Consider the following 19,064-nt stretch of genomic DNA (forward strand, 5'->3'; position numbering starts at 1 on the left):
GCCCGCCTACGCAGACCTGGTCGTCGCCTTCGACGCGGGCGTCCTGGCCGCCAAGGACGCCGACACGGGACTCTGGGGCTACGTCGGCTGGGACGGCGGCTGGGTGGTGCAGCCGGCCTTCGCCGAGGCGACGCGGATGGGCGACGACGGGCGCGCGCTGGCCAGGGCGGCCTAGCCTGGGACGAGACGAGGGGGGATCGCATGAGGGGGACAGGCGGCATCACGAGGAGGGGGCTCGCCTCCCTCGCGGCGGGCGCGCTCGCCGCCTGCCTCTGCGGCTGCGAAGCGGGCTCAACGGAAGACCATAGCGGGGAGTGGTACATCATCGACGGCCGGGGCGAACCCGCGGGCACGGCTTCCTTTGGGGGTGCCTCATCCTACGGATTTGCCTCCAACGGGCTTGCAGCAGCCATGGACGAGAAAGCCGGGCTCTGGGGCTTTGTGGATGCTGACGGCAACTTCATTATTGCCGCGAAGTATGTTCGTGCCAAGGGCTTCTCATCAAACGGTCTCGCGCCCGTCTGGGATTCAGTCACAGATAAGTGGGGGTATGTGAATGAATCCGGGGCATGGGCTATTGACCCGAAGTACGACAACGCCTCGCAGTTTAGAGACGATGGCGCCGCCCCCGTAGTCATGGGAAGCGAGGTGCTCTGGATAGACACATCCGGAAACGAAGTACCCACCCCAACTCAGGAGGCAACGGCAGTAAAAGACGAGGAGTCGGGCCTCTATGGGATTAGGGGAGACGATAGGTCTGAGTGGGAGCTTACTCCGACATTCCCGTACCTTGAGGCGGACTACCATACGAGCTATTTTCTTGCTGAGAGCCAGGAGACGGGACTTTACGGCGTCGTCGACGCGGGCGGCGAGTGGGTCGTCGAGCCCGCCTACGCAGACCTGGTCGTCGCCTTCGACGCGGGCGTCCTGGCCGCCAAGGACGCCGACACGGGACTCTGGGGCTACGTCGGCTGGGACGGCGGCTGGGTGGTGCAGCCGGCCTTCGCCGAGGCAAGCGGATGGGCGACGACGGGCGCGCGCTGGCCAGGGCGGCCTAGCTCGGGCCACGACGGGAGGATTGCATGAGGGGGCTAGGCGGCATCACGAGGAGGGGGCTCGCATCCCTCGCGGCGGGCGCGCTCGCCTCCCTCCTCCTCCCGCTCGGGGGATGCGGCGCGAGCCCGGCGGGGGACCCCGGCGACGCATGGCGCGTCATAGGCTCCAACGGCGAATGGGTGGGCACGGCCCGATTCTCCGACGCCGACGGGTACGGCTTCGCGGACAACGGGCTCGCGGCCGTCGAGGACGAGGGGACGGGCCTGTGGGGGTTCGTCGACGAGTCAGGATCCTGGGCCATAGAGCCCCGATACGCGGACGCCTGGTCGTACTACGACAACGGCACGACGCAGGTTCTGGACGAGTCGGGCCACGACATCGTCTGGCTGGACGGGGAGGGCAGCGTTGTCGAAGACACCACCGCCGTGCGCCGGTGGGCCAAGAGGGACGACGGGACAGGGTTGCACGGCATCGCGGCGGCCGACGGGGCCTGGCTGTGCGAGCCTGCCTTCTCCTACCTGCAGACCGACCGCTACTCCGACTACCTCCTCGCCCGGCCGCAGGGCTCGGGGCTCTGCGGCGTCGTCGACGCGGGCGGCGGGTGGGTCATCAAGCCCGCCTTCGCCGACCTGGTGGTCGCCTTCGACGCGGGCGTCCTGGCAGCCGAGGACGCCGACACGGGACTCTGGGGCTATACTGCCTCCCGTTTCTTGGACAACGAGAAATGGGAGGCAGTTCACGTGGGCCGTCCGCTCCTTCTGGGAGCCGCGACGGCTAGGACCGCATGCCCCAACGTCCCTCGCGCAAGTCGCGTCCCTACTCCCTACCTCCGAAGGAGACGGAGGCGCAGGCCCGCGGCGAGGGCGACGGCTCCTGCCGCCGCAGTTGCGAGGACGGCCGCCACTGGCGTCGACCGGTCCCCGGTCTGCGGGAGGGAGAGCGCCTCTGCCGCAGCCGGCTCTGCCTTGGCGGGCTCGGCCTTGGCTGCCCTTGCCGCAGCCGGCCCGGTCTTTGCGGGGCTGGACGACTCGGCCTCCTGCACCGAGGCCTCGGCGGGCACCGTGGTCGTGCCGCCGAACGTGTTCTCGTCGACCGTCTGCGGGTTTCCCGCGGCCTTGATCTCCACGTGGGAGCCACCCGAGTTCTTGGTGCTGGAGGAGAGGGAGTCCACGGGTGCCATAGCTATGGTCATCCCGTAGAACTCGCCGTTGTCGATCTTCCTTCCCCGGACGCCGGCGGGCGTGACCGTCGCCGGCATGCCGACCTTCACGACCCCGGGGAGGGATTGGTTTCGGGAGTACGCGGTGATTGCGGGGTCCCCGTCGGCGACCACGTCCGAGTTAGTGATGGTGACGCTCGGGCTGCTGGTGACGTAGCTGTTCCCGTAGGCGCCGATGCCGCGGTTCCACCCTGGCGCCGCTCCCTCGGAGGACGCCGTGACGGTGGAGTTGTCGATGGTGACGCTTGCCTCCGTCCCGTCCACGGTGTCGGAGTATATGCCGTACGTCCCCGCCTTCTTGCCCTCCTCGCCGGACGCGGGCGCGATGACGGTCTTGGCGTCGACCGTCGAGCCCTCGATGGCGACGGAGCCGTCGGCTGCCTCGATGGCTCCGGACTGGGCGTAGTTGTCCGTCGCGTTCTGGGTGGCGCTGACGGTGGTGTCCTTGATGCTCAGGTCCCCATTCACGGTCTTGATCGCCCCGACCGCGTGGTCGTTGTCCGCCGTTGCGTCCAGCGAGCCGGGCCCCGTGACGGTGAGGTCGCCGTCGGCGACCGCGATGGCGGGGGTGTCGTTGTTCGGGTTGCCGTCCTTGGAGGCCGCGGCGACGGTGTTCTTCCCGGTCGTCGTGATGGTGAGGTCGCCGAGGGCGCCGATCTTTCCCCCGTCGTAGTCGACGAGGGACATGCCGTCCTTGCCGTCCCACGACCAGGTGCCGCCCCTCGAGCCGGATCCGCTGGCGGCTGTGGTGTACTCGGTGTCCTGCACGCTCACCGACGTCGCGGCGTAGGCCGAGGCCGGGAGCGCGGCGCCGAGCGAGAGCGCGGCCGCGAGGCCCGTCGCAACGACCCTGCGCGCATGCGTATGTGCCTGAATGTCGCTTTTCATCATAGAGCACTCCTAGATTGATGGAACAGTGGCAACGCATATTCACTATACACCCTCCCGCCCATGAAACCTGCATTCCTGCGACAAGCGACGGCATGCAAGTTTCATGGCTCAATTACAGACTTCATACGAACGGTTCCGGAAGACAGCCGTACACGTTCGGATGGGTGGCAGGGCCTGTGGTGCGGGGGCCGGAGAGGCCGGCCTGCCTGCATGCCGCAGGAAGAGGCTGACATTGCATGTCCGGAAGATCCAGGAAGAGGGGGAGGGAGCCCGGGGCAAGGGCAACCGGCCATGCCCGTCGCCCATGCTGCTCGGGGCCTTCGGGCCCGGTGCTCGGGCGCTCCTCGACGCATCCCATATAGGGCCCATCGGCCCCGACAGCATCGTCCTCGAGCCTGAGTGCCTCGAGGGCCTGCACGGGAAGGAGGGGAGGCCAGCGCTGAGGCAGCCCTCCGGAGAACAGCATGGACCGCCATCCGGAGCCGTTCGGATGAGTGCCGGAAGCATCCCGGAGGGCCCTTGAGTCATGCGCCCCCGGAACCCGTCCGCACGCCGCGCCACGGAATCTGCACACCGTTCCGGCAGGAAGGAGGCCATGTGCGGCCGTCCGCAGCCGTTCGGCTGGCTGCAGGAATCCGGCCTTGCCCCTAGGGTGTGCGGATGACAGGTGAAATCAACCGTCTTGGAAGAATGCAGCGGGCATCCTGCGAGATATTTTGCAGGGAACTATTGGAACATTGGCTCGCTATTTTTCTACGCTCTTCTCCACACGCAGGACCGAGGCCTGGCAAAGCATCGACGAGCCACAAGAAGGAAGGGGCATACTGTGGGCAGCAGCATCTGCGACTCTGTCTCCAAGGCCATGATGCACGGGCGCACCGAAGCTCCTGATTCCCCTCATAAACGAGGCATTCGGCCGACGCCACGAGACAGATGCCCCCATCGTGCAGTTCAACGAGGGGCACGAAGGACCGCTCGGCACCAACATATCCGATTCCGTCTTCCGCATCGAGGACGTGACCTATCACCTGGAGTGCCAGAGCACGCACGACGCTAGCATGGTCGTGAGGATGATCGAATACGATCTCAGCACCGCCCTGCAGGACGCTCCGGAAAAGGCACGCCGCAGCGCATGAAGTTTCCCTCACCCTGCGTGCTGCTCCTCCGCCACACTGTCAAGATGCCTGGCTATCTGGACATGGAGGCAGAGCTGCCAGATAAAGTTTCCTTCCACTGTCGGGCAAGAATCTTCAAGGCACAGCTCGTGAGCGAGGACGAAATATTCTGCAGGCGCCTCCTCATCCTTCTCCCCTTCTATCTCATGCGCCATGAGAGGGGGCTCCCCACCATGGATACCGATTCAGAGACTGCAACAGCCCTCATAGAAAAGTGTGACGGGATGCGCATGCATCTTGCCGACCTCACGCTCCTGCGGGGGGACACGCTCCTCCACCAGCAGCTCATCGAGCTTATGATCAGGGTGTCAGACCATCTGCTTGCAGCCAACGAGCCGCTCAACAGGAAAGCGAGGCCAGCCGTGGGGGGAGAGGTCCTCGAGCTCCTGAACGACAGAATCGAGCGCAGGCATGAAGGAGGCGTCCAGGGGGGAATCAAGCAAGGAGCCAAGCGAATAGAAAGCGGCCCGGCAGAGCAGATGGCCGCGAACGCGAATGCCGCCTTGGAGAAGGGTGCCATCCAGCAGCGAGTGGACAGCGCATTATTCATCAGAGGCGCCCTGGAGATGCACTCTCCAGGGCGTCCGCCTATTGCATGGCTTGTCGTTGGCTCATTCAGGCGCTGTGCACGGCGTCTGCCATGGACTTCACGTACTCAGCCACGAAGGGCACGGCACCCTCCCCGTGCTCTGCCACGAGGCGCACGATGGCGGAGCCGACGATCGCGCCGTCCGAGAGCCCTGCCATCTTGGCAGCCTGCCCGGGCGTGGAGATGCCGAATCCCACCGCCACCGGCACGTCGGTCCCCTCCCTCACGAGCTCCACCATGGCCCCGATGCCGGTCGTGATCTTCGAGCGCACGCCCGTGACGCCGAGCGAGCTCACGCAGTAGACGAAGCCCCTCGCCTCCCGGGCGATCGTGCGGATCCTGTCATGGGAGGTGGGGGCGATGAGGCTCACGAGCTCGAGCCCCTCCTTTGCCAAGGGTTCTGAGAACTCCTCCTTCTCCTCGAACGGCACATCAAGCAGGATGGCGCCCTGGACGCCTGCCTCAGCCGCCTTGGCGGCGAAGCGCTCGGTCCCATAGCCGAAGACGACGTTCGCGTAGGTCATGAACACCAGAGGCACCGTGAGCCCACGGCCTCGTACCTCCTTCACCATCCCGAAGGCCCTGTCCGCCGTGACGCCGCCCGCAAGCGCCCTGATGTTCGCCTCCTGGATGACGGGGCCCTCTGCCGTGGGGTCTGAGAACGGGATGCCGAGCTCGATCAGGTCCGCTCCTGCCTCCTGCATCGCGAGGAGGGCGCCCCCGGTGAAGGAAAGCGTCGGGTCCCCGCAGGTGATGAAGGGGATGAAGGCCTTCCTGCGCGAGCCGTCCTGGGCCGTGAAGGCGTCTCTGATCCTAGTCATGGAGGTCCTCCCCCCTATAGCGTGCGATGGCAGCGACATCCTTGTCGCCGCGTCCTGACAAGGTGACGATGACGGACTCGTCCTTTCCCATCGTCGGCACGAGCCCCATCGCGTAGGCGACCGCGTGGGCGCTCTCGATGGCAGGGATGATGCCCTCCGTGCGCGACAGGCACTCAAAGGCATCCACTGCCTCGTCGTCCGTGATGCCCACGTACTCGGCACGTCCCGTATCGTGGAGCCAGGCATGCTCGGGGCCGACACCGGGATAGTCAAGTCCGGCGCTGATCGAGTAGACAGGAGCGATCTGGCCGTACTCGTCCTGGCAGAAGTAGGACTTCATGCCGTGGAAGATGCCGACGCGTCCCGTCTCGATCGTGGCTGCCGTCTCCCTCGTGTGGATGCCGCGTCCTGCCGCCTCGCAGCCGATGAGGCGCACGCCCTTGTCGTTGATGAAATGATAGAAGCTGCCCATAGCGTTCGATCCGCCACCGACGCAGGCAATGACCGCAGAGGGGAGCTTGCCCTCCTTCTCGAGGATCTGGGCACGTGCCTCGCGGCTGATAACGGCCTGGAAGTCGCGGACGATTGTCGGGAACGGATGCGGACCCATCGTGGAGCCGATGAGGTAGTGCGTGTCGTCGATCCTGCTCGTCCATTCGCGCATGGCCTCGGAGACGGCGTCCTTGAGGGTGCCGGTGCCAGAGGAGACGCCCCTGACCTCGGCACCAAGCAAGCGCATCCTGTAGACATTGAGCGCCTGGCGCTCCATGTCATGCACGCCCATGTAGACGACGCACCCCATGCCGAGAAGGGCGGCGACGGTCGCCGTGGCAACGCCGTGCTGGCCGGCGCCGGTCTCGGCGATGAGACGGGCCTTGCCCATGTGCTTGGCAAGGAGTGCCTGGCCGAGCGCATTGTTGATCTTGTGGGCACCCGTGTGGTTCAGGTCCTCGCGCTTGAGGTAGACCTTGGCACCGCCGAGGTCCTCTGTCATGTTCTTCGCGAAGTAGAGCAAAGACGGCCTGTTCGCATAGCTGTCGAGCAGGTCCTTCATTTCGGCATTGAATTTCGGATCGTCCTTGTAGCGCGTATAGGCATCCTCGAGCTCGATCACGGCGTTCATGAGGGTCTCAGGGATGTACTGCCCCCCATGCTCGCCGAAGCGCCCACGCGATTGCTGAGAATTAGGCATGCGCTCTTTCCTCGATTCCTGTAGTTCGTATCTACGCTGCGCTGCGTACGGCAGCAACTGCCGCACGCATCTTTGCCGAGTCCTTCACACCGTCTGTCTCGATGCCGGAGCTCATGTCCACGGCCCAGGGATGGAGCCGCTCCACGGCTGAAGCCACGTTCTCAGGTCCCAGACCCCCTGCAAGCACATAGGGCCTGCCGGCATCTGCGAGAAGCGTCCAGTCGAACGTCTTCCCGCTCCCCGCTCCGGAATCGAGCAGGACCCTGTCTGCCGCGCTCTTCTTGGCAGCCGCCAGGTCCTCTGCGCCCCCTACCTTGAAGGCCTTCCAGATGGGGACATCCACGAGCGATCTCAGCTTCCGGATATACTCTTCATCCTCATGCCCATGGAGCTGAATCACGGAAAGGGAGCTCTTTGCGAGACGGGCCACAACATCGACTGGCTCGTCCACGAAGACCCCGACGGCCTGGATGCCACGATCGAGCCCGGAGGCGAGCCCTGCCGCCCTCTCGGGGCTCACGTTCCTCTTCGAGCGGGGGCAGTCGACGACGAAGCCGCAGAAGTCGGGACGTGCGGCATTCACGGCAGCTATGTCCTCTGGTCTGAACATCCCGCAGAGCTTGATCTTGGTAGCGCCCAAGCTTGCCTCCCCCTTCCGTCCAGCTCATGAAGCGCTGCTCCCCTATCGTCCTTCCGCATGAGCGCCTCGCCGACAAGCACGGCGTCAACGCCGCCCTGACGAAGGCGCTCGATATCTTCCGCCGTCCTGACGCCGCTCTCCGAGACGAAGATGCGCTCGGGTCCGACCAAGGGGCGAAGCGCGAGGCTCCGTCCGAAGTCGACCGCAAAGGTCCTGAGGTCGCGGTTGTTGGCGCCGACGGCACGGGCTCCCGCCGCGAGCGCACGCGGCACCTCCTCAGGCTCATAGGCCTCGACGAGCGCCGACATGCCAAGCTGGTGCGCGAGCGCCACGAACGAGGCCAGCTCCTCGTCCGAGAGGATCGAGCAGATCAGAAGCACGGCAGAGGCACCCAGCTCCTTTGCCCGGAAGATCATGTACTCGTCGACGACGAAATCCTTCCTGAGCACCGGGATGCTCACGGCATCCGCGATGGCTGCGAGGTACTCGTCCTTGCCCAGGAACCAGCAGGGCTCCGTGAGGCAGCTGATCGCAGCTGCGCCTGCCTCCTCGTACTGGCCAGCGATTGCGACAGGGTCGAAGTCTGCCGCAATGAGGCCCTTCGAGGGAGAGGCACGCTTGACCTCGCAGACGAGGGACGTGCCCGGGCGCCTGAGCGCCTGCTCGAAGGGGAAGGTGAACTTGCCATCACGAGCCAGCTCTGCCGCTGCACGTACACGGGCACCTGCCTCAGCATCTTCGAGCGGACGTGCCTCCTTCTCCTCGGCGACACGCTGCCTCGTGCGGGCGGCTATCGCCTCGAGCACATTGCCTTCGGGCCGGGGCAGCGGCGTGGGGACCTCACGCTCCATCAGCGGTTGCTCTCCTCGATGAAGGCGTCGAGGGTACGCAGGGCCGCACCCGAATCGATCGAGTTCTCCGCAAGCCTCACGCCGTCGGCGATGCTGTCTGCGAGCTCTGCCACGTAGAGGGCAGCACCGGCATTGAGGACAGCGGCGTCGCGCTTGGGCCCGCGGTCTTCTCCCGCAAGGATGGAGCGGACCGTTGCTGCATTCTCCTCCGGCGTGCCGCCGAGGAGGTCTTCCTTCTGGCAGCGGGTGAAGCCATAGTCTTCCGGCTTGATCTCGAACGTGCGATAGTGGCCGTCCTTGAGCTCGCAGACCATAGTCGGAGCGGAGAGCGAGACCTCGTCCATGCGGTCCTCGCCGTAGACGACAAGGGCACGCCTCACGCCGAGGTTCGAGAGCACCTTCGCGATAGGCTCGACAAGGTAGCCATCATAGACGCCGAGCAGGAAGAACGCAGGCTTTGCCGGGTTCGTGAGCGGCCCCAGGATGTTGAAGACGGTCCTGATGCCGAGCTCCTTCCTGATGGGGCCGACATGGCGCATCGCTGCGTGATAGCGCTGCGCGAAGAGGAAGCTCATGCCGCAGGAGGCGAGCTCTGATCTCACCCTGTCCGGATCCTGGTCGAGGTTCACACCGAGCGCCTCGAGGCAGTCAGCCGTGCCGCACTTCGAGCTTGCGGCACGGTTGCCATGCTTCGTGACCTTGGCACCGGCGCCTGCGCAGATGAGGGCTGCCGTCGTGGAGATGTTGAACGTGTTCGAGCGGTCGCCGCCCGTGCCCACGATCTCGAGCGTCTCCGTGCCTTCATGCTCGACCGGTGTCGCAAGCTCGCGCATCGCAGCTGCGCAGCCTGAGATCTCGTCGATCGTCTCTGCCTTCGTGGACTTCGTCGAGAGCGCAGCGAGGAATGCCGCATTCTGCGTCGGCGTCGTCTCTCCGCCCATGATCTCGCGCATGGTCGTATAGGCCTCGTCGTAGGTGAGGTCCTCCTTGCTGACGATCCTCTCGATGGCTTCCCTGATCATGATTCTCAATCCTTTCTGTCTGCTGCGGAGCAGCTCATGTCCGTTTCATGCACAGGCTCTCAGTACGTCTCAGGCCCTCCCCTCCCGCCATCGCCTGGCCACCTCGAGGAAGCTCTTTGCCATGGCAGGACCTGCGGGGGTCATGACGGACTCGGGATGGAACTGGACGCCGAAGGTCGGATGCTCCGTGTGCTGGACGGCCATGACCTGGCCATCGTCTGCGCGGGCCGTGACCTTGAGGCAGGCAGGCAATGCCTTCTCGTCTGCCGCGAGCGAGTGGTAGCGCGCCACCTGCGCAGGGGATGCGATGCCGGAGAAGAGCGGGCAGGCTGGATCGAGCGTGGCCGGAGAGGCCTTGCCGTGCATGGGCTCGGGCGCATAGGTGATGGTGCCGCCGAAGGCCTCGACGATTGCCTGATGTCCCAGGCAGACGCCCAGGATGGGGACCTTGCCCGAGAAGGCACGCACCGCATCCTCGAGGATGCCGGCATCGCAGGGACGTCCTGGTCCCGGCGAGAGGATGAGGGCCGTAAGATCGAGCTTTCCCAGCTCCTCTGCCGTTATCCCGTCATTCCGGAAGACCCTGATGTCGGGGCCGAGCGCTCCGAAGAGCTGGTAGAGGTTGTAGGAGAACGAGTCGTAGGAATCGATGAGGGCAAGCATCAGGCGACCCCTCCCTCGGATGCCTCGAGCGCGACGACGACCGCACGGGCCTTGTCCCGGCATTCCTCGAACTCGCGCTCGGGCACGCTGTCTGCGACGATGCCGGCACCGGACTGGACGCAGACCTCGCCGTCCTTCTTGTAGGCAAGGCGGATGCCGATGCAGGTATCGAGGTTCCCGGCGAAGTCGAGGTATCCGATGGCGCCGCCGTAGACGCCGCGCTTCCTGCCCTCGAGCTCGCGGATGGCCTGGCAGGCACGGACCTTCGGCGCTCCCGAGAGCGTGCCCGCAGGAAGGATCGCGTCCACGGCGTCCACCGCGTCATGGCCCTCCGCGATCCGTGCGCTCACCGTCGAGCCGATGTGCATCACGTGGGAGAGGCGCAGGACCCTGTGGGACTCGTCCACATGGACGCTGCCCAGCTCAGCGATCTTTCCGAGGTCGTTCCTGCCGAGGTCGACGAGCATGTCGTGCTCTGCGAGCTCCTTCTCGTCTGCCAGGAGCCCCTCCTCGAGTGCCCTGTCCTCCTCCGGCGTCCTGCCCCTGGGACGGGTGCCTGCCAGGGGATAGGTGAAGAGCCTGCCATCCGTGAGCCTTGCGAGCGTCTCGGGGCTCGCGCCCGCGAGCTCGAGCGTGTCGCTCGCGAGGTAGAACATGTAGGGGCTCGGGTTCTCGGCACGCAGGAGCCTGTACGTATCGAAGAGGCTGCCCTCCGCCTCGGCGCAGACAGGGTCCGAGAGCACGACCTGGAAGACGTCCCCCTCGTGGATGTAGTGCTGTGCCTTCTTCACCATCTCGCAGTAGCGCTCCTTGGCAAAGCGCGGCTCGAGAGGGCTTGTGAGCTTCAGCGGCTCGAACGTGGCCTCCTTGCCGTGGCGCAGGACCTCCCCCATGCGCGCGATCTTCTGCCCTGCTGCCGCATAGGCCTCTTCCAGCTTCCCTTCCGAGCCGTCCTCCGGAACCTCGACGCCGGAGATGAGGGCGACGCGGCTCCTGTAGGAGTCGAAGGCGATGACGGAATCGAAGAGCATGAGGTCCATGTCCGGGAAGTCCGCATGCTCGGCTTCTCCACCCCTGAGCACCGGCTCCGCGTACTTCAGGTAGTCATAGGAGAAGTAGCCGACAAGGCCGCCCGCGAAGGGCGGCATGCCCTCGAGCTGCGGGCTCCTGTGGGCGGCCAGCACCTCGCGCAGGAACGCACCGGGATGGTCGACCGTCTTTTCTGCGACGCCGCCCTTCCCTTCCTCCGTGCCGCGCCTCACGCGAAGCTGTCCGTCAAGGCAGGTGATCTCCATCGTGGGGTCGAGCCCCAGGAACGAATAGCGGCCGCCCCGCTCGTCGGGCTCTGCGCTCTCGAGCAGGAAGACATGATGGCTTGCGCCCCTGAGCCGGCGCACGGCCTGGATGGTCGTGAAGCCATCCGAGAGGATCTCGCGGCAGACCGGCACGCGGCGGTAGCCGCCCGTCTCTGCAACCTCGCGCACGTCCGCAAGCGTTGGGTGCATGTCCCGCCTCCCTTCCCCGGAGACGGGAAAATGGACCCGTCCCCGACTTTAACTGCCCTGCAGCTCGGTCAAGGACGGGTCCATGGCTATGGACTCGCGGTGCCACCTTGATTCACAGGCTCTCGCCTGTGCGCTTGGGGGCGCCATCACGCCCCTGGCAGCTGACGCGTGCCTGACGTCGCATACTACTGGGGAGCGGATGCCCCCTTTCGGTGCGCCCTCGGCGGCCCAATCAACGTCCCGCATTCCGGCCCGGATCTCAGCATCCCGGACTCTCTGTGCGTGCGCTGGCGTCTACCTTCCGCCTCGATGGTTTGGTGTTGCTATTCGATTGGCGCACACTGTAGCGCGCCGGACCCTGGAATGCACGCATGCCGACCGAACAGTTCATCGCAAGGAAACAATCTCGCGGAATCGGTTGATTAGCGACTTCATGGGGCTGTATCAGAAGATACCGCCCCGCATGAGGCGGAGTCAGAGACGGCTCCGCCCCTTTTTTGATTAGGCATCGAGCCACATGAGTCACTGGGCTGAGCCAACCACGGGCATCTGCCATTCAATATATAAATATCTGATAGGATAGGGACATCCGGATGAAGGGGCCTTCCCATGCCAGGCCCGAAGTTCGACCGCTTCCAGCGGGACCAGCCGACGCTGCCCCCCACCCGCTCGGAGCCCTGGCCCCCGAGAACTCGCCCCCGCGCGTCATGGACATGGTCGTCCACCCCTTGACAGGCAGATGCCCACCGCCCCCATCCCGGCGGGGGGTACCCCGCCTACGACCCCGAGATGATGCCCAAGGCGGCCCCTCTCGCCTACGCGAAGGGGACCTGCTCTTCGAGGGTGTACATCCGTCCTCCTACGTTTGGACGCATCGTCGGCAACGTCCTCTGCCGCAAACGGAAGGACCTCCGAGATGCTCGAGCAATCATCCCCGGAATCCATGCGTGCGGGGACAATGGGGCTCGCGAGGTCAGAGCAGATGCTCCCCATGCGCCAAATTCCCAACCCAAGGTCCCCTGCCAAGATCCCGAAGTTGCATATAAGGTGCGGCTGTTGTGCGTGCAGCCGGCAATCACCTCGACAGACAGGCTGTCCGCATTCGCCTGAGGCCTGACGATTGGTCCGTGCCACTCTATGATGCTCATCCCCGTTCAACGCCGCATTTCGTGCTTTCTCGATTTGGCCTGAGAACAGACATGCCTACTTTTCTCGATGTGCCAAGGTCTTTCGATTTGACATTTGCGCACTACGAGGCATTTGCCAGAGATCCACTGGTAGGACTCATCATCAGCGAGCACGGTTTTATGGATTCGGCCGGCAGCCTACATACTGCGGGCAGCACTAGTCACGAGTTCTCAACAGATGAGATCTCGTACATAACAGATGAGATCTCGTTAAAGGATGGGTTTGCCGCCGCGGCACAGCACGTGGGGCGCACTGGCGACGATGGCGTGGAACTCTACTCCAGCCATGGATATCTGCTCGGCCAGCTCTCCTTGCTGCTCACCAACGTTCAATCCGACGAATGCGGGTCGAGGAGCATCCAGAACCGGACACGTTTCCTGGTAGAGATGCTGCAAAAGACGTGCCTTGCCGTGGGGGAGGGCCTCCCCATCTCGGTTCGACTGGGTGGCAGCAACTGCGCCTTGGGCGGGAGCACCATTGCAGGCGCGGCTCAAGCTGCACATTTCTTGGAGCGCGAGGGCGTTGACCTGGTAGACCTCGCGGACGGAACGAACGTCTATATGTGTCGGGGCCACCGCGAACCCGGCTGGTCCTCTGACATGTCCACAGCGGTGCGGCAAGCCATTCACACGCCGCCATGCTTGCTGGCGGCGTTCGCACGACCAGCCAGGCAAAGCAACTGCTGAAGGACAGGGACGGGCCTCATCGGCGCTGGCCGGGCAATGCTCGCAGACCCCTGCTGGAGACAGGTGGGACGATGGAAGCGGCAAGGGGGCGCGCAATGTCAGAGAAGACGCTGATGGTGGGCACGAGTCCGCGGCTGCATGGCAGCCCCAACATCCTTGCGAGGGCATTTGCCGATGAAGCCCGTCAGGTGGATCATGAGGTGGAGCTCGTGCCTCTCAACGCCCATCCGAAAGTCATTCTGGACCGTACGAACTGCCCGTATGCGGTGGAATGCCGCTTCCGCGACGCATGGTCTGCTCACAACTGCGAGGCAACAGCGTCCGAGGCACCCGAGCATGCGATTGGCAACCTGCGCGGCTAGCTCAAGGCGTTCAATAAGGCCCGGTTGAATGGCATTGTCTTTGCAGGAGGCACCGCGTCAGACGACACCGCGAAGGGACATCTCGCAGTTGATGAGGTGTGTACGCTTGGTGAGCGCGCTTGGGCACCTTGCCCGCAGTGGCGAACAAGGCGAAAGGTCACATATGGCTACTCCGAATCCCTTCACGCCGGAGTTCGGCAGCGTCCCTCTGGTAATGGCAGGACGCCAGAACATCCGAAGAGAATTCCTCGAGGCCTTCGAACAGGGACGCGGCAACCCCAACCTGTCCAGCATTCTCGTCGGACCCCGAGGATCCGGGAAGACCGCCCTCCTCTCTTACCTTGCCAATGAGGCATCCAGCCAAGGCTGGATGGGCGTCAACGCTGTGGCAATGCCGGGAATGCTGGAAGACATCTACCAGCAGACGTGTCTCGCCTGCGAAAGAGCCTTTGGCGACAAGGCCAAAGGAATATCTCGGCTTACGGGGATAGGCGTAGGACCTGTGAGTGCAAGCTGGAGTGCGGCACCTGTCCAGGAACAGAACTGGCGGACACGTATGGAGGAGCTCATAGAGAAGCTCCAGAACGCTGACCTTGGCCTTCTCATTACAGTCGACGAGGCTGTGGCATCTTTGGACGAGATGGTCAGCCTTGCCGCCATTTACCAGCTCTTTGTACGCGAGCAGAAGCGGGTCTCCCTGGTGATGGCAGGCCTTCCCCACAATATCAGTGGGCTTCTCAACGATAGGAGCGTTTCATTCTTACGCAGGGCTCAGCGTCACATGCTGGGCACGATAGCGGATGCCGATGTGCGAAACGCCTTCAGCGAGACCGCCGCCATCGGAGGTCGCAAAGCTACTAAGGGTGCGCTTGACGCTTGCGTGCAAGCAATCGGTGGATACCCCTATATGCTGCAGCTAGTTGGGTTTAGAAGCTGGCAGGCCTCGGAGCTGCACAATGAAATCAGTCTTGCTGATGCCCGGCAGGGGATTCGCGACGCGCGGGAGGACTTCACACGGAGAATCCTAGCCCCAACGTATAGAGAGCTCTCTGACATAGACCTTCGCTTTGTTGAGGCAATGCTTGCAGACAGCAGGGAGAGTCGCATCGCCGACATCGCCGGACGCATGGGCGTCGAGAGCCGCTATGCCTCCAAGTACCGCAGCCGCCTCCTGGCGGCAGGCGTGATAGAGCAGGTATCACGTGGCGTTGTGCACTTTGCCTTGCCTGGCTTCAGAGAGTTCGCGACGCAAGAGCTGGGCGCATAAGGTCGCAGACGTACCCTGGCTTAGCATTGGGCCAAGGGTGTCACCGCCGCCATCGTGGGCTACGACAAGCCGAGTCGTGTGGGTGACGCGGTGCGTGCCCTCACCGTTAAACTGACACCGAGGGACGTCAACTTCCTAGATGAGCGCTGCCAGCCCCACGAACGCGTTGGCCCAAGGGCGCTCCCCTGCAAGAATCCCCTAACAAACACGGACCACACACAGCTGAGCCTTGAGCTCTTCAGCGCCGCAACACCTATCCCCGCAGGCCAGAGCGGAGAGGAACACTCCCCCGATGCCGGATTGACTCCAGGTCTGTGTCGCCATCGTCACGTGATGCTGCGCCCTGAGCTGAAAACCGCCTTGCAGTAATGCTGTTCTTGCACACAAGAAAAGACGAGGGGCCCCGAGCACCCAGACCGCAGCTTCTGGGTGTGCACGCCGCAGGCAGGCATCGGCACAGACTCGGCGGACTTCCCGATTGTCTCGTCACTCACGTCCAACGACGCGGCGATTACTCAGGACATCGGCCTAGCGGGCATCGTGTTAGGCCGAGGCGCCCGCGCCATCGGCGTGTGCGGACACGCGTACAACCCCCTGACCATAGACTCATGATGTTCATCCGCCACAAGGAGAAGAGGGTCAGACGTTCTGAGGGCAGGGCCAAAGGGCCGGCAGCATTCACCGGCGAGGACCGCGGGCGCTTCTCGCGCAACCTGCGACAGCTGGTGCAAGAGGCCAGGCGCGCAGACGACGGCGAGCAGAGCAGCCCATCCAGGTGGTGCTTGGCATCAGGGGAAGGGCAATCTGCGCCCTGCTCGAGATATTCAGCCCACACCATTGGATGCAATTGTGCAGCCTCAACTACCTGCCCAATGGGATGGCGGTCCTTCCCTTCCAGGACGTATCGTGGCATGCGTAGCACACCTTGCGCAGCAGGGAGTTGATTACCAGCACTCCCCCACAAATCGCAGCGCATCCGCGAGCGACTTCTGGGCCGATGCCCAGCACTCGTCGGGGTGCCTTCGCTCCATCTTGAACAATCGCTTCGAACGCAGTTGCACGGGCACCAGGAGGTGGCTGGCATACCGGTAGCGAATTCACTCGTGCGGATAGGCAAAGCCCGCCGCGTCCAGACGTGCCATCATGGCGTCGCACGACTTTGCCGAGGGCCACATGGAATCGTCCTCCGGCGTCTGCAGCAGGATGGGACCCTGGATCTTCTCCACCGGGATGAAGGCCTCCGCAGGCGCCTGGTCCTTATGCCTATAGCACGACTGCACGCTCATACTGCCGAGGCGGAGACTGTCGCACACGACACGTCCCATATGTAGGTCAAGGGGCATCCAGGGGATGTCCTTCTCGCGAAATGAGAACGCAGAACCGGGGTACGTCTTCCCCTGGCTCATGCCCTGGGTGCAGGCATCACCTGGGCTCACGGCAATAACGCAGCTGACAAGCCCTGGAAGATAGACCCCCGAAAGCAATGCGAGAAGGCTGCCCATTGAGATGCCCCATACGCCCACCTTTTGGTAGCCAAGCGCGTTGAGCCTCGTGGTCGCGCGCTCCACAAACTCCAGCGGCACATGGCTGATTGCCCGGGGCAGTTCGGGCAGGTTCCAATACGCAAGCGCCATACTCGCGAGACCCGCGCTTGCAAACTTGTCAGCCATCGCTTTCACGAAGTAGTAGGAGCCGTCACTGCCGCCCACGAAGATAAGTGCCTTCCCGGGATGCCTGCTCTCGTGCGGCTCATAAAATGTTGCCTCAAAGCCATCGGCATTCACATGCATTACCGCACTCGGCCCACGCTTGGGCTCCCACTGCGCCTTCATGGTGGAATTCGTCTCTCCCCAACCCTCTAAGACATTTATAGTTAACTTATTCTAACTAATTGACCGCAATGACAGCCTGGAAAGAAGGGGCTGCCCCTCGCAACACACGACATCTTCTCGAAGGCAAGATGCGGCGACACGGATGCCTTCTTGGATCATCTCAGGCATATGGGCTGCCAGGAGGTGCGGTTCATCGACACAAACGAGATGGGCGGCCAGATGAAGGCCTTTCTGGACCGCACGAACCGCCTGTACACGGCGGACTGCCGCTTCCGCGACGTCTACCTGCTCGTAGCTGCAGAGGCGACGGCACCCGAGACCCCCCGAGCATGCCATCGACGGGCTTCGCGGATGGCTCAAGGTGCTCAATGGGGCCCGGCTGGGGAGAAACGCGTAAAGCCCCTGACACGTTAAAGCCCGAACTGCGGGTGCCGGAATCTGCGCTTCGGGTCTCCGGCACTCCACTCAACGTCGAAGACTGTGACCATGCGGACACCCTCATCAACGATGTAGTGCAGCGTGAACGGAGTATCCGACACGTGTAAGTGACGGCATGGAAACGGAGGGCGAGCAGCCTGGTAGTCTGGACTGTAGTCAGACCCCACAAACGGATAAGCCCCTAGCAGCTGAAACGCCTCGACCATCCTGGCCAGCGTACGCTCTAAAAGAATGTTCTCGTCCAGAAAGGTCTCCGCATAATCCGTAAGGAGAACTTTAGAAGGCTCGCGGTCAAGTCCCTGTGAACGTTTGGAAGCCATCACTTCCAACCCCTCTCCGCGCGTATGCGCGAAATGGCATCCGCAGCGGGAATCGTCTTGCCATCAAGAACATCCTGATAACCACGCATGAGGCCGTCGTAAACGGCTAGTTCCCTCTGACGAACCTCGTCCCTGAGAGACATGGCTCGGTCAAATGCCTCGGCGTTCATCACCACGACGGCTGCCTTGCCATTACGCGTGAGGGAGAGTCAAATAGACTTTGAGATACGTCCTATGCATATCAAAGTTATAGAAAGAGGCATTTCACATAGCAGACACCCGACCGTAGACTGGACACAGGCAAAGTGAGAGGAGCCCCATGGAGTACACGAACCTCGGCCAGACGGGCATCAGGATCAGCCGCATCTGCATCGGCGGCATGAGCTTTGGCAAGGTGTTTCCCGACTTCCACCAGTGGGTGATCGACCAGCCCGCAACGCAGGCGGTCATAAAGGAGGCGATCGAGAGGGACGTCAACTTCTTCGATACCGCCAACGTATACGCACACGGCACCAGCGAGGAGTTCATCGGCCAGTCGCTCAAGAACCTGGGCGTCAGGCGCGAGGACGTCGTGCTGGCCAGCAAGGTCCACTTCAACGAGGGTTGCCTTTCTCGCGCGGCAATCGAGCGCGAGATCAAGGGTACGCTCAAGCGTCTTGGCGCCGACTACCTGGACCTCTACATCATCCACCGCTTCGATTACGACACGCCGATCGAGGAGACCATGGAGGCGCTCGACGGCCTGGTGAAAGCCGGCAAGGTCCGCGCGCTGGGCGCCAGCGCCATGTACGCGTACCGGTTCCACAACATGCAGGTCGTCGCGGACCAAAACGGCTGGACCCGCTTCAGCAGCATGCAGTGCCACTACAACCTGCTCTATCGTGAGGACGAGCGCGAGATGATTCCTGTCTGCCGCCAGTACGGCGTCAGCATCACGCCGTACAGCCCGCTTGCCTCCGGCCACCTGACGCGCCCGACCTGGGACTCCGACTCCAAGCGCTCCACCACCGACGGCACGATGAGAAACAAGTACGACCACGACCGCCACGCCAGATTGACATGCCGGTCATCGAGCGCGTGCATGAGCTGGCGGAGCGCCTGGGCGTGCCCATGGCGGACATCGCCCTGGCCTGGCACTGGGCCAAGGGCGTGGCCGCACCCATCGTGGGCTGCAGCAGGCCGAGCCGCGTGGATGACGCCGTGCGCGCGCTTGACGTCAAGCTGACGCCGGAGGACGTGGACTACCTGAACGAGCTATACCAGCCCCACGAGCTCGTGGGACCCAAGGCGCGCCCCGGCGAGAAGCCCCTGGCGGGGACCGACCGCGTGCGGTAGCGGACACGCGAC

The 19,064-nt window shown here is 63.7% G+C and carries 16 protein-coding genes and 2 pseudogenes; 9 read left to right on the top strand and 9 right to left on the bottom strand.

Features of this window, described 5'->3' with window-relative positions; all coding sequences use genetic code 11:
- Positions 1-201 precede the first annotated feature (201 nt).
- Together E0E00_RS03290 and E0E00_RS15310 are read left to right on the top strand one after the other, a co-directional pair.
- Positions 202-1,086: a WG repeat-containing protein gene (locus E0E00_RS03290; protein WP_130811162.1), complete on the top strand. Its 885-nt coding sequence runs from the start codon at positions 202-204 to the stop codon at positions 1,084-1,086.
- Positions 1,083-1,391: pseudogene (locus E0E00_RS15310) on the top strand (WG repeat-containing protein); the annotation flags it as partial. The gene E0E00_RS03290 and the pseudogene E0E00_RS15310, both read left to right, overlap by 4 nt.
- A 488-nt stretch (positions 1,392-1,879) precedes the next feature.
- Here the strand turns inward: E0E00_RS15310 and E0E00_RS14910 are convergent.
- Positions 1,880-3,166: a hypothetical protein gene (locus E0E00_RS14910; RefSeq protein ID WP_242622112.1), complete on the bottom strand. Its 1,287-nt coding sequence runs from the start codon at positions 3,164-3,166 to the stop codon at positions 1,880-1,882.
- Positions 3,167-4,110: 944 nt separating this feature from the next.
- Here E0E00_RS14910 and E0E00_RS03305 point away from each other — a divergent pair.
- A complete protein-coding gene (locus E0E00_RS03305) occupies positions 4,111-4,302 on the top strand; it encodes a hypothetical protein (RefSeq protein ID WP_130811164.1) in 192 nt (63 codons plus the stop codon).
- 654 nt (positions 4,303-4,956) lie between these two features.
- On the opposite strand, the gene trpA is transcribed toward E0E00_RS03305, so the two are convergent.
- The 7 genes from trpA to E0E00_RS03340 form a co-directional block, all read right to left on the bottom strand.
- Positions 4,957-5,751, bottom strand: a complete 795-nt coding sequence (trpA, locus tag E0E00_RS03310) for a tryptophan synthase subunit alpha (RefSeq protein ID WP_130811165.1) — start codon at positions 5,749-5,751, stop codon at positions 4,957-4,959.
- Positions 5,744-6,943 carry a tryptophan synthase subunit beta gene (gene trpB, locus E0E00_RS03315; protein WP_130811166.1) on the bottom strand — a complete coding sequence of 400 codons (1,200 nt, stop codon included), beginning with the start codon at positions 6,941-6,943 and terminating at the stop codon, positions 5,744-5,746. Before trpB ends, trpA begins: the two co-directional genes overlap by 8 nt.
- 31 nt (positions 6,944-6,974) lie before the next feature.
- Positions 6,975-7,583 (bottom strand): phosphoribosylanthranilate isomerase, encoded by a 609-nt coding sequence (locus E0E00_RS03320; RefSeq protein WP_207302632.1) that lies wholly within the window; start codon positions 7,581-7,583, stop codon positions 6,975-6,977.
- Positions 7,532-8,434, bottom strand: coding sequence for an indole-3-glycerol phosphate synthase TrpC (trpC, locus tag E0E00_RS03325; RefSeq protein ID WP_130811167.1), 903 nt, complete (start codon positions 8,432-8,434; stop codon positions 7,532-7,534). Before trpC ends, E0E00_RS03320 begins: the two co-directional genes overlap by 52 nt.
- Positions 8,434-9,456 carry an anthranilate phosphoribosyltransferase gene (gene trpD / locus E0E00_RS03330; protein ID WP_130811168.1) on the bottom strand — a complete coding sequence of 341 codons (1,023 nt, stop codon included), beginning with the start codon at positions 9,454-9,456 and terminating at the stop codon, positions 8,434-8,436. Before trpD ends, trpC begins: the two co-directional genes overlap by 1 nt.
- A 69-nt stretch (positions 9,457-9,525) precedes the next feature.
- A complete protein-coding gene (locus tag E0E00_RS03335; protein ID WP_130811169.1) occupies positions 9,526-10,119 on the bottom strand; it encodes an aminodeoxychorismate/anthranilate synthase component II in 594 nt (197 codons plus the stop codon).
- Positions 10,119-11,624: an anthranilate synthase component I family protein gene (locus E0E00_RS03340; RefSeq protein ID WP_130811170.1), complete on the bottom strand. Its 1,506-nt coding sequence runs from the start codon at positions 11,622-11,624 to the stop codon at positions 10,119-10,121. The genes E0E00_RS03335 and E0E00_RS03340 overlap by 1 nt, the downstream gene beginning before the upstream one ends.
- Positions 11,625-12,823: 1,199 nt before the next feature.
- Here E0E00_RS03340 and E0E00_RS03345 point away from each other — a divergent pair.
- The 4 genes from E0E00_RS03345 (at position 12,824) to E0E00_RS14915 (ending at position 15,739) form a co-directional block, all read left to right on the top strand.
- On the top strand, positions 12,824-13,498 hold the full coding sequence (locus E0E00_RS03345; protein ID WP_130811171.1) for a hypothetical protein: 675 nt from the start codon (positions 12,824-12,826) through the stop codon (positions 13,496-13,498).
- A 95-nt stretch (positions 13,499-13,593) separates the two neighbouring features.
- Positions 13,594-13,860 (top strand): hypothetical protein, encoded by a 267-nt coding sequence (locus E0E00_RS03350; RefSeq protein ID WP_130811172.1) that lies wholly within the window; start codon positions 13,594-13,596, stop codon positions 13,858-13,860.
- A 163-nt stretch (positions 13,861-14,023) separates the two neighbouring features.
- On the top strand, positions 14,024-15,127 hold the full coding sequence (locus tag E0E00_RS03355; protein ID WP_130811173.1) for an AAA family ATPase: 1,104 nt from the start codon (positions 14,024-14,026) through the stop codon (positions 15,125-15,127).
- Positions 15,128-15,556: 429 nt separating this feature from the next.
- Positions 15,557-15,739, top strand: coding sequence for a DUF188 domain-containing protein (locus E0E00_RS14915; RefSeq protein WP_242622113.1), 183 nt, complete (start codon positions 15,557-15,559; stop codon positions 15,737-15,739).
- Between the two features lie 485 nt (positions 15,740-16,224).
- Here E0E00_RS14915 and E0E00_RS03365 read toward each other — a convergent pair whose 3' ends face one another.
- Complete coding sequence (locus E0E00_RS03365; protein WP_130811174.1) at positions 16,225-16,959, bottom strand: acyl-CoA thioester hydrolase/BAAT C-terminal domain-containing protein; 735 nt, start codon at positions 16,957-16,959, stop codon at positions 16,225-16,227.
- Positions 16,960-18,096: 1,137 nt separating this feature from the next.
- Between E0E00_RS03365 and E0E00_RS15135 the strand changes: the two are divergent.
- Both E0E00_RS15135 and E0E00_RS15140 read left to right on the top strand, forming a co-directional pair.
- Positions 18,097-18,666 (top strand): annotated as a pseudogene (locus E0E00_RS15135) (aldo/keto reductase); the annotation flags it as partial.
- 110 nt (positions 18,667-18,776) lie between these two features.
- Positions 18,777-19,052 carry an aldo/keto reductase gene (locus tag E0E00_RS15140; protein ID WP_256386397.1) on the top strand — a complete coding sequence of 92 codons (276 nt, stop codon included), beginning with the start codon at positions 18,777-18,779 and terminating at the stop codon, positions 19,050-19,052.
- Positions 19,053-19,064 lie beyond the last annotated feature (12 nt).

It is taken from the genome of Olsenella sp. Marseille-P4559, assembly GCF_900605015.1.
Lineage (GTDB): Bacteria > Actinomycetota > Coriobacteriia > Coriobacteriales > Atopobiaceae > Tractidigestivibacter.